This is a genomic window from Oceanisphaera sp. (assembly GCF_048268965.1).
Classification (GTDB): domain Bacteria; phylum Pseudomonadota; class Gammaproteobacteria; order Enterobacterales; family Aeromonadaceae; genus Oceanimonas.
This window is the reverse complement of sequence record NZ_JBLWUK010000011.1, coordinates 28,640-42,386: the sequence shown is the minus strand read 5'-3', so window position 1 is coordinate 42,386 and position 13,747 is coordinate 28,640. Positions and strand designations below refer to the sequence as shown.

The following is a 13,747-nucleotide window of genomic DNA, read 5'->3' as shown; positions in this document are numbered from 1 at the left end:
GACAGGAGTAGGCGGCAGTGTTAAAGGAATTGCGGGAAATCGTTCAACAGGTAACGGCCAGCTCTGACCTTAATGACGCCATGAATGAATTGGTGCGTCAAACGCGCCATGCCATGCAGGTGGACTGCTGCTCTATTTATTTGCGCCAGCAGCACAGACAGAACTACCTGCTGGCGGCCACCGACGGTTTGGCTGCCAGCGCCGTGGGCCGTGCAAAAATCCCCTTGGGCGAGGGCATAGTGGGGCTGGTCGGCGATAAGGAAGAGCTGATAAACCTGGCCGACGCCCGATCTCACCCCAAATTCAAATACATTCCCGAAGCCCGTGAAGACGCCTTTATCTCTTTTCTGGGCGCGCCCATTATTCACCAGCGAACCACCCTGGGGGTGCTGGTCGTCCAGCAAAAGCAGGAACGGCTGTTTGAAGAAGGGGAGGAGTCTTTTCTGGTGACCCTGGCGTCTCAGCTGGCGACCGTGATTGCCCATGCAGAAGCGAAAGGCAACTTGCGCTCGCCCAACTGGCATGGCGCATTACGGGGGCTGGCGGGCTCTCCCGGGGTGGCCATTGGCCGGGCCTGGGTCTGGCGGCCCAGAGTCACCTTCGATCAGGTGAAAGAACGAAAGTCGGACGATGCCCAGCTGCAGCACGCGCGGCTGGATAAAGTACTGATCCAGGTAGAGAACGAGCTCAATGGCATGGCACTGCGCTTTCAGGAGTCCCAGGCGAGCGAGTCGATGGCGGTCTTCGAGGTCTATCAGTACATTCTCAAGGATCCGGTATTTATCAACCAGATCCGGAACGAAATTAATCAGGGCTGGATTGCCGGTAGCGCGGTAAAGCGGGTCTGTGAGCGGCAAATAGCCCAGTTTGGCGTGATGACGGATCCTTACCTGCGCGAACGGGCGGCGGATATCCGTGATCTGGGGCAGCGGCTGCTGACGCGGCTGATCCATGAAGACGAGGGCATGCTGACGCTGGCCCTCGACAAGCCGATTATTCTGGTGGCGGATGAAATCAGCGCCACCCTGATTGCCGAAATCCCCCCGAGCAAGCTAAAGGGCATCGTATCGGCAAAAGGCTCGATTAACTCTCATGCCGCCATTCTGGCTCGCTCCATGGGCATTCCTGCGGTTATGGGCATCGACCATAACTTTGAATTGCTGGAAGACAGAACCCTGATCGTCGATGGCTATAACGGGGATCTGCTGGTGGAGCCTGTGCCATCGGTATTGCGGGAATATCGCAGACTGATCGCCCAGGAAGAGCAAATGGACGAGCTGTTTGCCACAACCCGCCATGAAAAAGCCGTCACCCTGGACGGCATTCAGGTTTCCTTGTTGCTGAATGCCGGTCTGAGTGCCGACAGCGATGTCAGCAGCAACGATACGGTGGACGGCATAGGGCTGTTTCGTACCGAAATTCCCTTCATGATGCACGACCGTTTTCCGTCGGAGCAGGAGCAGGTGATTAGCTATCGCCGTGTCATGGCCAGCTATGTGGGAAAATCGGTATGCATGCGCACCCTGGATGTGGGGGGAGACAAGCAGCTGCCGTACTTCCCCATCGTTGAAGAAAACCCCTTTCTTGGCTGGCGGGGCATTCGCCTGACCCTGGATCACCCGGAAATTTTCCTGGTGCAGTTAAAGGCGATGCTGCGGGCCAGCCAGGGGCTGGATAATCTGTCCATCATGTTGCCCATGGTAACCAATCTGGATGAAGTGCGGGTGGCGCGGCGCATGCTGGATCGCGCCTGGCGCGAAGTATCAGACGAAACCGCGGAACAAAAAGGGGAAATCCGTTACCCCAGCCTGGGCGTGATGATAGAAGTGCCGTCGCTGCTGTATCTGCTCCCGGATCTGGCGCCCCTGGTGGACTTCTGGTCGGTGGGCTCCAATGACCTGACCCAGTATCTGCTGGCGGTGGATCGCAATAACGGCCGCGTGGCCAACATTTATGATGCCTTTCATCCGGCGGTATTACGCGCCTTGCAGCTGATATTTGACGAGGCCGAGCGTTACGGCAAGCCGGTGTCTATTTGCGGTGAACTGGCCGGTGATCCCATAGGGGTGCTGGTGCTGCTGGCCATGGGGTACCGCCGCTTTAGCATGAATAACAGCAATATCATGCGCATCAAGTACATAGTGCGACAGTCTCGTTTTGATGAGCTGCAAAAGCTGTTGCAGGAAGTACTCAATCAGCAGCAGGTGGGTCTCATCAAAGACTTGTTTGGCCGCTATCTTGAAGAGCGCGGCCTGGGCGGCCTGCTACGGGGTCCCAAGCCATTAGGCAGTAGTCAGCCGTAAGGCATCAGCTGTCGGATCAAGAAAAACACTCTCTCTTGCAGGGGCGACTTCAATCGACCAGCAGGGGGAGCGAGCCTTAAAAAGGTCGAATAAATTCGACGTCCCACCTGGTCCCTCCTTCACGCGACGGCGTAAAGCCGCTGGTATTTATTCCTGTCAAATTGCACAATAGCCACATTTTGTTGTTTGTGGAGAAATGCATGTCTGAGAGCCACTGGGTGTTCCCGGGTTTCGACCCCGTCGCCATACAAATAGGCCCGCTTGCGGTGCACTGGTATGGCTTGATGTATTTGCTGGGCTTCTTGTTTGCCTGGTTGATGGCGAATCGTCGCGCGGCACAACCCGGTTCAGGCTGGACGCGTGATCAGGTCTCAGACGTGTTGTTTTATGGCTTTCTTGGCGTGATCGTCGGGGGCCGCGTCGGTTATGTGTTCTTCTATCAGTTTGATGCTTTTCTGGATGATCCTGTCTACCTCATCAAAATCTGGACCGGCGGCATGTCGTTTCATGGTGGCTTGATCGGGGTGATTACCGCGCTGTGGCTGTACGCCCGCAAGCAGGGGAAAACATTTTTTGCCGTATCAGACTTTATTGCTCCCCTGATCCCGTTTGGTCTGGGGGCCGGTCGCATTGGCAACTTTCTCAATGGTGAGTTGTGGGGGCGGGTCACGGAGGTGCCCTGGGGCATTATCTTTCCCGCGGCGGGCATGCTGCCGCGACATCCTTCCCAGCTGTATCAGTTTGCGCTGGAAGGGGTGGCCTTGCTGATTATTCTGAATCTGGCCTGGCGTGCGCGTCCGCCTCGTGGCGTGGTGTCCGGCCTGTTTTTGCTGTGCTACGGCCTGTTTCGCTTCCTGGTTGAATTTGTACGAGAACCGGATGCCCAGCTCGGACTCTACCTCGACTTGTTCAGCATGGGGCAATTATTATCCCTGCCCATGATGCTGGCCGGCACTATTATGATATGGGCCGCCTACGGTCGCCCCCACTGGTTTGGTAATGGAGAAAAAACAGTATGAAAGCCTATCTGGATCTAATGCAGCACCTGCTGGATAACGGCGCGGCCAAAGAAGACAGAACCGGCACCGGTACCCTGTCGGTGTTTGGCCATCAAATGCGCTTCGATCTGGCCGAAGGCTTTCCGCTGATCACCACGAAAAAGTGCCATTTAAAATCGATAATTCACGAGCTGCTGTGGTTTTTGAATGGCGACACCAATATCGGCTATCTCAAGCAGCACGGGGTACGCATCTGGGACGAATGGGCCAACGAAAACGGCGATCTGGGCCCTGTCTATGGCCATCAGTGGCGCAGCTGGCAGGGGGCCGACGGCACCACCATCGATCAAATCAGTCAGGCGCTGAACACCATTAAAACCAACCCCGACAGCCGCCGTATTATTGTCTCGGCCTGGAACGTGGGTGAGCTTGAGCAAATGGCGCTGGCCCCTTGCCATGCGCTGTTTCAGTTTTATGTGGTGAACGGCAAGTTGTCCTGCCAGCTATATCAGCGCAGCTGCGATGTGTTTTTGGGCTTGCCCTTCAATATTGCCAGTTATGCGCTGCTGACCCATATGCTGGCCCAGCAGGCGGGGCTGGAAGTCGGGGACTTTGTGTGGACGGGGGGCGATGTGCATCTGTACAGCAACCATTTGGAGCAGGCACGACTACAATTAACCCGAGAGCCACTCCCGCTGCCACGTCTCCATTTGGCTCGCAAACCCGACTCGTTATTTGATTATGCCTTTGAGGACTTTGTACTGGAAAACTATCAGGCCCATCCTCATATCAAGGCCCCCGTTGCGGTCTGACTACCACATGATGGGTTGCATGACCGATGATTTGGTGTTGTATTTCATCCTGGTTGCGGAAGATGGCGTATAGTTTGATTTAAAACTCGGGTTTACCGAGGCATTAGGCAAAGCAATCGACTACTCGCGTGCAAATCGGCTGATTATGCTCGATGATTGGTTGTTGATGAGAAGGAGTCTCTATCTATGACCTATGTACTCAAACGGTTTATGGCAATGGAATCTGCCGGTGGCATTCTGCTGATGGTGGCGGCCATGATCGCCATGCTGATGGCCAATACCGGTTTGTCCGAAATCTATCAGGGTGTGCTTGATACTCAAATCCAGCTGCGTATCAGCAGCCTGGATTTAGATAAAACACTGGCTCATTGGGTCAATGATGGCCTGATGGCGGTATTTTTCCTGCTGATTGGCCTCGAAGTAAAACGAGAGCTGGTATCGGGTACCCTCTCCAGCCGGGAAAAAGCCATTTTTCCCGCGTTGGCCGCGGTGGGCGGCATGGTGTTTCCTGCCCTGTGGTTTTTGTTGCTCAACCAGGGAGAGGAAATAAACCAGAATGGCTGGGCCATTCCCACCGCCACCGATATTGCCTTTGCCCTGGGGGTCATGGCCTTGCTGGGTAAGCGGGTTCCTCTCAGCCTCAAGGTATTTCTGCTGGCCCTGGCCATTATCGATGACCTGGGCGCCATCATCATCATAGCGCTGTTTTACAACCACGGTATGTCGATCCCGGCCTTGTCGGTGGCTGCCCTGGGCATTGGTGGCCTGTTCTGGCTTAACCGGGCACAGGTGAATAATCTGGTGCCGTATCTGATTCTCGGCTGGATAGTCTGGGCTGCGGTACTCAAGTCGGGGGTACACGCCACCCTGGCCGGGGTGATTCTGGGGTTTCTGATCCCCATGTATGGTCGCACTTTTTCGCCGTCCAGAGAGCTGGAACATTTCCTTCATCCCTGGTGTGCCTTTTTTATTCTTCCCCTGTTTGCTTTTGTGAACGCCGGGGTGTCGTTACAGGGGTTATCGCTGTCCGATTTGTCATCGGCCGTGCCGATGGGGGTCATGGCAGGCTTGCTGCTGGGTAAGCCGATGGGCATTTTCCTGACCTGTTGGGTGGCGGTCAGGATCGGCATTGCCCAGTTGCCGACGGGGGTATGCATGCGCCAGATCTTTGCCGTCTCCATGCTGTGCGGCATCGGATTTACCATGTCCATCCTGATTTCTTCGCTGGCCTTTGCCCATCATGCCGAGCTTGCCAACCTGTCGCGGCTGGGCATTCTGATGGGCTCGACCCTGGCGGCAACCCTGGGATATACCCTGTTGCACCGGATCCTGCCCCAACATCAGGTCAAGCCTGCCTTGCAGCTGTAGCCGCATCGTTACTCGTCCAATCCGGCGGCTGGGTATTCAAACCCAGCCGCTTTTATTATGATTGGGCCACACTGCTCTGGAGATGGCTTTTGTCACACCTAAATTACAATCACCTGTATTACTTCTGGATGACCCAGAAGAAGGGCTCGGTTACCAAGGCGGCCGAGGCGTTGTTTTTGACGCCACAAACCGTCACCGGGCAAATTCGTCAGCTCGAGCAGCGCCTGGGCGGCAAGCTCTTCAAGCGTAAAGGCCGGCAGCTGGAGGCCAGCGAGCTGGGCCGCCTGGTGTTTAAGTACGCGGACCGCATGTTCAGCCTGTCTTACGAAATGCTGGATATAGTGCATTATCGCAAGGAAGATCACTTGATCTTCGACGTGGGGGTCGCGGATGCCTTGTCCAAGCGTTTGGCCAGCCGGGTCTTGATGTCGGTGATCCCCAACGACGGCTCCATCCATTTGCGTTGTTACGAGTCGACCCACGAAATGCTGCTGGAGCAACTGAGCGAACACAAGCTGGACATGATCCTCTCTGACTGTCCGGTTGATTCGGCCCAGCATGCGGGCTTGTTGTCGAAGAAGCTGGGTGAGTGTGACATGGGCTTCTATTGTCGAGAGCCGTTACCTACCAAGCCCTTCCCCGAGTGCCTTGAAGAGCGCCGGCTGCTGATACCGGGGCGTCGCACCGCCATGGGACGTCAGTTACGACACTGGCTGGAGGTGCAGGGGTTAAAGCCCCCGATTCTGGGTGAGTTTGACGATGCCGCCCTGATGAAGGCATTTGGCTTTTTCAACCAGGGGATTTTTGTGGCGCCGGCAATTTATCGCGATGCCATTTTACAGCATCAGCCGGTCATCGAGATTGGTCGGGTCGAAGAGCTGAAAGAAGAATACTACGTTATTTTTGCCGAACGAATGATACAGCACCCGGCTGTCAAGCGATTGTGTGAAGGGGACTTTACTTCGCTGTTCTCCGGGCTGGATGATTTTTCCAGCGGTGTGCCTCCTGTAACCTTCGACGGGGAATTTAGTTAATCATCTGGAAGTGGATATCATGATGGAATTCAACATGGAAGCGATGGAAGCCAGCGCGGCGCAAGCCGTCAAGCTGCTCAAGGCGCTGGCTAATGAGCGACGATTATTTATATTGTGCCATTTGCTCGACAAGGAGTTGTCGGTCGGCGAGATGAATCAGCACCTGGGGTTAAGCCAGTCTGCCTTGTCACAACATTTGGCGTTGTTGCGTAACGACGACCTGGTGCAAACGCGCAAAGAGGCGCAAACCGTATACTACTCGCTGAAAAGTGATGAAGTACGAGAAATGATCACCCTGCTGCACAAGCTTTACTGTCGTGAGGGGTGAAGAGAAAAGAGCGAGAGGTGAGGGGAAAGGAACGCCTCGCGCTAAAATCCAGGCAATAAAAAACCGGCAAAAAGCCGGTTTTTTTGACGCTTGAATCAAGACTCTAACTTACAGAGCTTTAATCTTCGCGTTCAGGCGGCTCTTGTGACGAGCTGCTTTATTTTTGTGGATCAGACCTTTAGTGGCCATACGATCCAGCAGAGGCTGGGCAGCGTCAAACGCTTTTTGTGCGTTTTCTTTGTCGCCGCTAGCAATAGCTGCAATTACTTTTTTCACGTAGGTGCGAACCATAGAACGACGGCTGGCATTGTGCTTACGGCGTTTCTCAGATTGAAGCGCGCGTTTCTTAGCAGACTTGATATTAGCCAAGGTAAAACTCCTAAAACTGTCTTAGCGAGTGTTAATAAAAGGCCGAGGAATATGCCTTTATCACCGCAAATTGTCAATTGCTTTGTGCAAATAAACACCGCCCTGTGGTCAGATACAGGGCCGAGGGTTAAACTGTCGGCCGGATTCTACCAGCATTCCCCTACATTCAGCAATTTTCTTACGCGAGGTTTTCATTTTGAGCAAGGCACTTTTGCGATCAGGCCTGATTGTGTCCACCATGACACTGATATCTCGGGTGCTGGGCTTGGTACGAGATGTGGTGATCGCCAACTTGTTAGGTGCCGGTGCCTCGGCCGACGTGTTCTTTTTTGCCAACCGGATCCCCAACTTTTTACGACGCTTGTTTGCCGAAGGCGCCTTCAACCAGGCCTTTGTGCCCGTGATGACCGAATACAAGCAAACGCGCAGTTTTAAAGACACCCAGGACTTGCTGGCGGCGGTATCCGGCACCCTGGGCATGATAGTGACAGTGGTCACCCTCGTCGGCATGGTGGGCTCAGGCGTGGTGACCGCGCTATTCGGTATGGGCTGGTTTTTGGAGTGGATTAACGACGGGCCCGAAGCCTATAAATTTGAACTGGCCTCCCTGCTGCTTAAAGTGACTTTCCCCTATCTGTGGTTTATCAGCTTTACCGCCATGGCCGGCGCCATTTTAAATACCTTCGGCAAGTTTGCGGTCTCGTCTTTTACGCCTGTGTTTCTTAACCTGGCCCTGATTGGTGCGGCAGTGTGGTTGTCGCCGAATATGGAACAACCCGAATTGGGTCTGGCGATCGGCGTCTTTCTGGGCGGCTTGTTGCAGTTTCTGTTTCAGTTTCCTTTCTTGTGGCGCTTGCGAATGCTGGTTCGTCCCAGCTGGGCCTGGCATCACCCGGGCGTGGTAAAGATTCGCACCTTGATGATACCGGCCTTGTTCGGTGTCTCGGTCAGCCAGGTCAACCTGTTGTTCGACACCATGCTGGCGTCATTTTTAGCCACCGGATCCATCAGTTATTTATATTATTCCGATCGCCTGCTGGAGTTTCCACTCGGTCTGTTTGGCATCGCCATTGCCACCGTGATCCTGCCCGCGCTGTCCAGCCGCCATGTCGACCAGTCGCCAGAGGGGTTTTCCGCCACCATGGACTGGGGGGTGCGTATGGTGCTGCTGATGGGCTTTCCTGCCATGCTGGGCTTGATTGTGTTGAGTGAGCCCATGCTGCGCGTGCTGTTCATGCGCGGTGAGTTTGGTGTCACCGAGGTGACTGCGGCCAGCAAGAGCCTGATTGCCTATGGCGTGGGCCTGCAGGCCTTTATGCTGATCAAGGTGCTGGCCCCCGGCTACTATGCGCGTCAGGACACCAAAACGCCGGTGCGTTTTGGTATTATCGCCATGGTGGCCAACATGGTGTTTAACGCCGCACTGATTTTTCCGCTCGGCTATGTAGGACTGGCGCTGGCAACCGCCCTGTCTGGTATTCTGAATGCCGGCTTGCTGGGGTGGGGCCTGAGCCGTCGTGATGTGTATCATCCCAGCCGGCAAACCCTGGGGTTTGCCGCCAAGGTGGCGCTGTCGGGTATCGGCATGGCGGCCTTGTTGTGGTGGCTATCACCTTCCCTTGAGGTATGGGCCGAGTGGGGGTTGCTGACCAGTACTTTGCACCTGCTGGGCTATATTGTAGCCGGCGCCCTGTGTTACGGTGCCTTGCTGCTGATCAGCGGTGTGCGTATGAAGCATTTTAAAACCGCTTTGCGGGGCTGATCCTGACGGCTGGCTGAGGTATAATCCACCAATTTGCAGCTAAGACCGGTATCGGAGTCTATGGAGCTTATTCGCGGCATTCACAACATCAAACCATGGCATCACGGCTGTGTGCTGACCATTGGTAATTTTGATGGTGTGCACCTGGGGCACCAGGCTGTATTACGCCGCCTGACGGAACAGGCCCGACGACTCAAGGTTCCGGCCTGTGTCATGATCTTTGAACCTCAACCCAGAGAGCTGTTTACCGGTGCCGAGGCGCCTCCCCGGTTGACCCGACTGCGTGAGAAATACCAGCAGCTGGCTCGGCTGGGCATCGACCGTTTACTCTGTGTGCGTTTTAACGCCGAGTTTGCCGCGCAAAGCCCGGATCACTTCATTCGCGGCTTGCTGGTAGAGCAGCTGGGCGTGCGCTTTCTGGTGGTGGGCGACGACTTTCGTTTTGGTCAGAACCGGGACGGCGATTTTGAGTTGCTGACCCGCTCCGGCCGCGCCTTCGATTTTGACGTGGTCAGCACGCAGAGCTGGCGCATGAACAGCCAGCGGGTGAGCAGTACCTTGATCCGTGATGCGCTGATGAATGATCGGCTGGCCGATGCGGCCAAGATGTTGGGGCGCCCCTACAGCTTGTGCGGTCGGGTGGCCCACGGTGCCAAGCTGGGGCGCACCATTGGTTTCCCCACCGCCAATGTGGCACTCAAACGTCAGGTTTGTCCGGTATCGGGTGTGTATGCGGTCGATTTCTGGCTCGACGGCCAACGCTACCCCGGGGTAGCGAACGTGGGCAACAAGCCCACCGTTAATGGCACCCAGGCCTTATTAGAAGTTCATCTGTTTGATTTTTCCGGTGATATATACGGCAAGCAGGTGGAAGTAGAGCTCCGCCATAAATTGCGGAACGAACAAAAATTCGCTTCCTTTGCGCTGTTAAAGGAGCAAATTCAACGCGATGCCGTTAATGCCCGCCATTGGTTTGGGCTGGCGGTATCAGAACCGAACGGAATGTAGGATTCATGAGCGACTATAAAAATACCCTGAATTTGCCCGAAACGGAGTTTCCCATGCGCGGTAACCTGGCCCAACGTGAGCCAGAAATGCTGAAACGCTGGATTGAGCAGGATTTGTATGGCGCCGTACGTCAGGCTAAAGCAGGCAAAAAACCATTTATCCTGCACGATGGCCCTCCTTACGCCAATGGCAGTATTCATATTGGTCACTCGGTCAACAAGATCCTGAAAGACGTGATCGTCAAGTCCAAGGGCTTGCTGGGTTACGACTCGCCCTACATTCCCGGCTGGGATTGCCACGGCCTGCCCATAGAGCTGAAAGTAGAAGCCAAAGTCGGCAAGCCGGGCGTGAAAGTGTCGGCTGCCGAGTTTCGCGAGGCCTGCCGCGCCTATGCCAAAGAGCAAATCGAAGCACAGAAAACCGACTTTATCCGTCTGGGTGTGCTGGGTGACTGGGAAAACCCCTACCTCACCATGAACTTCGATACCGAAGCCAACATCATTCGCTCCCTGGGCAAGATTATCGACAACGGTCATCTGCACAAGGGATCCAAGCCGGTGCACTGGTGTACCGATTGTGGCTCGGCGCTGGCCGAAGCGGAAGTGGAATACGAAGACAAACGCTCGCCCGCCATCGATGTCCGCTTCAAGGCGATAGATGAAGCCGATGTGGCGGCCAGTTTTGACTGTGCAGCAGGCCACACCGGCCAGGGCCCGATATCGGTAGTCATCTGGACCACCACCCCCTGGACCTTGCCAGCCAACCGCGCCGTGGCGCTGCATGGCGAGCTGAGCTATGCGCTGGTTCAGGTGGAAGGGGAGCAGCCCGAGCGACTGATCCTGGCCGCCGATCTGGTGAAAGACGTGATGGACCGTGCCGGTATCAGCCATTACCACAACCTGGGTTACTGTGAGGGTACCAAGCTTGAGCTGAAACGCTTCCAGCATCCGTTTTATGACTTTGAGGTCCCCGTGATTCTGGGTGAGCACGTCACCACCGACTCCGGTACCGGTGCCGTGCATACCGCCCCCGGCCACGGTCAGGAAGATTTCGTGGTCGGTCAGCAGTACGGCCTGGAGATCGCCAACCCTGTGGGTGGCAACGGCGTGTATCTGCCCGATACCGAACTGTTTGCCGGCCAGCATGTATTCAAGGCCAACGATGCCGTGGTCGAGGTGCTGAAAGCGCGTGGCGCCCTGTTGCATCATCAGGCCATCATGCACTCTTACCCACATTGCTGGCGCCACAAGACGCCCATTATCTTCCGTGCTACTCCACAGTGGTTTATCAGCATGGATCAGGCCGGCTTGCGCAGCCAGGCACTGGCGGAAATCAAGAAGGTACAGTGGGTGCCCGAGTGGGGCCAGAACCGCATCGAGGCCATGGTAGAAAATCGCCCGGACTGGTGTATTTCTCGCCAGCGTACCTGGGGTGTGCCCATTGCCTTGTTCGTGCACAAAGAAACCCAGGCGCTGCATCCGCGTGCCACCGAGCTGATGGAAGAAGTGGCCAAGCGCGTCGAGCTGGCCGGCATTCAGGCCTGGTGGGATCTGGATCCGGCCGAGCTGCTGGGGGATGAAGCGGACAGTTACGAAAAAGTGCTGGATACCCTGGATGTGTGGTTCGACTCCGGTTCGACCCACTCCTCCGTGGTTGACGTGCGTGGCGAGTTTCAGGGCCACCCGGCCGACATGTATCTGGAAGGGTCGGATCAGCACCGTGGCTGGTTTATGTCCTCGCTGATGATCTCCACCGCCATGAAAGGGCATGCCCCTTATCGGCAGGTGCTGACTCACGGCTTTACCGTGGATGGCAATGGCCGCAAGATGTCCAAGTCCATCGGTAACGTGGTCAGCCCACAGCAGGTGATGAACAAGCTGGGCGCCGATATTCTGCGGTTATGGGTCACCAGCACCGATTATTCGGGCGAAATGACGGTTTCCGACGAAATCCTCAAGCGCAGTGCCGATGCCTATCGTCGTATTCGTAACACGGCGCGCTTCTTGCTGGCCAACCTGAACGGCTTCAACCCGGAAACCGACATGGTTGCCCCCGACGACATGGTGATGATCGACCGCTGGGCCGTGGGTCGCGCTCAGGCCATTCAGCAGGAAATCACCACCGCCTTCGATGAGTACAACTTCCATCTGGTGACCCAGAAGCTGATGCAGTTCTGCTCGATAGAAATGGGCTCTTTCTATCTGGACGTGATCAAGGATCGCCAGTACACCGCCAAGGCGGACGGCCTGGCTCGCCGTTCTTGTCAGACGGCCCTGTATCATATTGCAGAAGCCCTGGTACGCTGGATGGCGCCCATCATGAGCTTTACCGCCGATGAAATCTGGAACCTGCTTCCCGGCAAGCGCGCCCAGTTTGTGTTCACCGAAGAGTTTTACGACGGTCTGTTTGGTCTGGCCGAAGGCGAACAGCTGCATGATGGTTACTGGGCCGAGTTGCTCCAGGTCCGCCAGGCAGTCAACAAGGCGCTGGAAGCCGCACGTAAAGACAAGATCATCGGTGCCGCGCTGGAAGCGGAAATTACCCTGTTCGTGGAAGATGAGCTGGCCACCAAGCTGAACATGCTGGGCGACGAGTTGCGCTTCGTGATGCTGACCTCCAAGGTGCAGGTGCAGCCGCTGGCCAATGCCGGTGATGCCGCGGATACCGAGCTGGCAGGCCTGAAAATCACGGTCGCCAAGAGCGACGCCGAGAAGTGTGGTCGCTGCTGGCACCATGTGGACGACGTTAGCCCAGAGCAGGATGGTATCTGTGGTCGCTGTGTGACCAACGTCTCCGGAGACGGCGAAGCCCGTCAGTTTGCTTAATGACGATGCTGCGAGAAACCGGCTTGCGCTGGTGGTGGTTGGCCCTGGTGGCCATCCTCCTGGACCAGGTAAGCAAGTGGCTGACCGTGACTTATCTGGACTTTGGTTATCCCGGGGTGGAGATCACCCCGTTCTTTAACCTGGTGCATGTCTATAACCCGGGAGCGGCCTTTAGCTTTCTGGCGGATCAAGGTGGCTGGCAGCGGTGGTTTTTTGCCGGCCTGGCCACGGCGGTGACCGTGCTGCTGAGTGTCTGGATGGCAAAACTGCCCAAGGCCGCCCGCTGGTTGCCTGCGGCTTATGCGCTGGTGATTGGTGGTGCCATCGGTAATGTTATCGATCGCTTGCTGCTGGGGCATGTAGTTGATTTTCTGGATTTTTATGTCAATAACTGGCATTGGCCGGCGTTTAACCTGGCCGACAGTTTTATTTTTATTGGCGCCGCCATGATCATTATCGATAGCTTCAAGAAGGACAAAGCCAATGACTAAGCAAATAGGTCCACAGAGCGAAGTGCTGTTTCACTTCACCATCAAGCTGGCAGATGGCTCGGTAGCCGACAGCACCCAGTTGCACGGCAAACCGGCCAAGCTGAAGATGGGTGATGGCAGCCTGACGCCGAACTTCGAAGCCTGCTTGCTTGGTCTGAACGAAGGCGACAGCCACCGTTTCGAGTTGGGGCCTGATGATGCCTTTGGACCGGTTAATCCCAATAATATTCATCACATGGAGCGCAGCCGCTTTGCTGCGGACATGACGCTGGAAGAGGGGGCCATAGTGGCCTTTACTCAACCCAATGGAACCGAAATACCCGGCATAGTACGTGATGTGGCCGGCGAGTCGGTTACCGTCGATTTCAACCACCCCTTGGCTGGCCAGCAGGTCACCTTTGAGGTGGAAATACTGGCCGTCGAGCAACTGGCTGTTGAAAAATAAGGAG

The 13,747-nt window shown here is 55.8% G+C and carries 12 protein-coding genes; 11 read left to right on the top strand and 1 reads right to left on the bottom strand.

Annotated elements, in window-relative coordinates:
* Positions 1–17: 17 nt before the first annotated feature.
* From ptsP to ACN0VL_RS07165, 6 genes are all read left to right on the top strand, one after another.
* Entirely contained in the window at positions 18–2,303 is a 2,286-nt protein-coding gene (ptsP, locus tag ACN0VL_RS07190; protein ID WP_417615925.1) for a phosphoenolpyruvate--protein phosphotransferase, read from the top strand.
* Positions 2,304–2,503: 200 nt separating this feature from the next.
* Complete coding sequence (lgt, locus tag ACN0VL_RS07185; RefSeq protein ID WP_417615923.1) at positions 2,504–3,322, top strand: prolipoprotein diacylglyceryl transferase; 819 nt, start codon at positions 2,504–2,506, stop codon at positions 3,320–3,322.
* Entirely contained in the window at positions 3,319–4,113 is a 795-nt protein-coding gene (thyA, locus tag ACN0VL_RS07180; RefSeq protein ID WP_417615921.1) for a thymidylate synthase, read from the top strand. The genes lgt and thyA overlap by 4 nt, the downstream gene beginning before the upstream one ends.
* A gap of 186 nt (positions 4,114–4,299) precedes the next feature.
* Positions 4,300–5,481: a Na+/H+ antiporter NhaA gene (nhaA, locus tag ACN0VL_RS07175; RefSeq protein ID WP_417615920.1), complete on the top strand. Its 1,182-nt coding sequence runs from the start codon at positions 4,300–4,302 to the stop codon at positions 5,479–5,481.
* A gap of 89 nt (positions 5,482–5,570) precedes the next feature.
* Positions 5,571–6,515 carry a transcriptional activator NhaR gene (gene nhaR / locus ACN0VL_RS07170; RefSeq protein WP_417615918.1) on the top strand — a complete coding sequence of 315 codons (945 nt, stop codon included), beginning with the start codon at positions 5,571–5,573 and terminating at the stop codon, positions 6,513–6,515.
* 19 nt (positions 6,516–6,534) lie between these two features.
* Positions 6,535–6,843: an ArsR/SmtB family transcription factor gene (locus ACN0VL_RS07165; RefSeq protein ID WP_417615916.1), complete on the top strand. Its 309-nt coding sequence runs from the start codon at positions 6,535–6,537 to the stop codon at positions 6,841–6,843.
* A 108-nt stretch (positions 6,844–6,951) separates the two neighbouring features.
* Here ACN0VL_RS07165 and rpsT read toward each other — a convergent pair whose 3' ends face one another.
* Positions 6,952–7,212: a 30S ribosomal protein S20 gene (gene rpsT, locus ACN0VL_RS07160; protein WP_417615914.1), complete on the bottom strand. Its 261-nt coding sequence runs from the start codon at positions 7,210–7,212 to the stop codon at positions 6,952–6,954.
* Between the two features lie 196 nt (positions 7,213–7,408).
* Between rpsT and murJ the strand changes: the two genes are divergently transcribed.
* From murJ to fkpB, 5 genes are read left to right on the top strand one after another with little or no spacing between them, the layout of a single operon-like run.
* Entirely contained in the window at positions 7,409–8,974 is a 1,566-nt protein-coding gene (gene murJ / locus ACN0VL_RS07155) for a murein biosynthesis integral membrane protein MurJ (RefSeq protein ID WP_417615912.1), read from the top strand.
* Positions 8,975–9,034: 60 nt separating this feature from the next.
* Positions 9,035–9,982, top strand: a complete 948-nt coding sequence (gene ribF, locus ACN0VL_RS07150) for a bifunctional riboflavin kinase/FAD synthetase (RefSeq protein WP_417615910.1) — start codon at positions 9,035–9,037, stop codon at positions 9,980–9,982.
* A gap of 5 nt (positions 9,983–9,987) precedes the next feature.
* The gene (gene ileS / locus ACN0VL_RS07145) at positions 9,988–12,807 is read left to right on the top strand and encodes an isoleucine--tRNA ligase (protein WP_417615908.1); all 2,820 of its coding nucleotides are present in this window, start codon (positions 9,988–9,990) and stop codon (positions 12,805–12,807) included.
* Positions 12,807–13,298 (top strand): signal peptidase II, encoded by a 492-nt coding sequence (lspA, locus tag ACN0VL_RS07140; RefSeq protein ID WP_417615906.1) that lies wholly within the window; start codon positions 12,807–12,809, stop codon positions 13,296–13,298. The genes ileS and lspA overlap by 1 nt, the downstream gene beginning before the upstream one ends.
* Positions 13,291–13,743 (top strand): FKBP-type peptidyl-prolyl cis-trans isomerase, encoded by a 453-nt coding sequence (gene fkpB / locus ACN0VL_RS07135; protein ID WP_417615904.1) that lies wholly within the window; start codon positions 13,291–13,293, stop codon positions 13,741–13,743. Before lspA ends, fkpB begins: the two co-directional genes overlap by 8 nt.
* Positions 13,744–13,747 lie beyond the last annotated feature (4 nt).

Excerpts from the sequence above, each read along its gene's own strand:
- lgt (WP_417615923.1), top strand. The coding sequence starts at position 2,504 with ATGTCTGAGAGCCACTGGGTGTTCCCGGGTTTCGACCCCGTCGCCATA.
- thyA (WP_417615921.1), top strand. The coding sequence starts at position 3,319 with ATGAAAGCCTATCTGGATCTAATGCAGCACCTGCTGGATAACGGCGCG.
- nhaA (WP_417615920.1), top strand. The coding sequence starts at position 4,300 with ATGACCTATGTACTCAAACGGTTTATGGCAATGGAATCTGCCGGTGGC.
- ACN0VL_RS07165 (WP_417615916.1), top strand. The coding sequence starts at position 6,535 with ATGATGGAATTCAACATGGAAGCGATGGAAGCCAGCGCGGCGCAAGCC.
- ribF (WP_417615910.1), top strand. The coding sequence starts at position 9,035 with ATGGAGCTTATTCGCGGCATTCACAACATCAAACCATGGCATCACGGC.
- ileS (WP_417615908.1), top strand. The coding sequence starts at position 9,988 with ATGAGCGACTATAAAAATACCCTGAATTTGCCCGAAACGGAGTTTCCC.
- lspA (WP_417615906.1), top strand. The coding sequence starts at position 12,807 with ATGACGATGCTGCGAGAAACCGGCTTGCGCTGGTGGTGGTTGGCCCTG.
- fkpB (WP_417615904.1), top strand. The coding sequence starts at position 13,291 with ATGACTAAGCAAATAGGTCCACAGAGCGAAGTGCTGTTTCACTTCACC.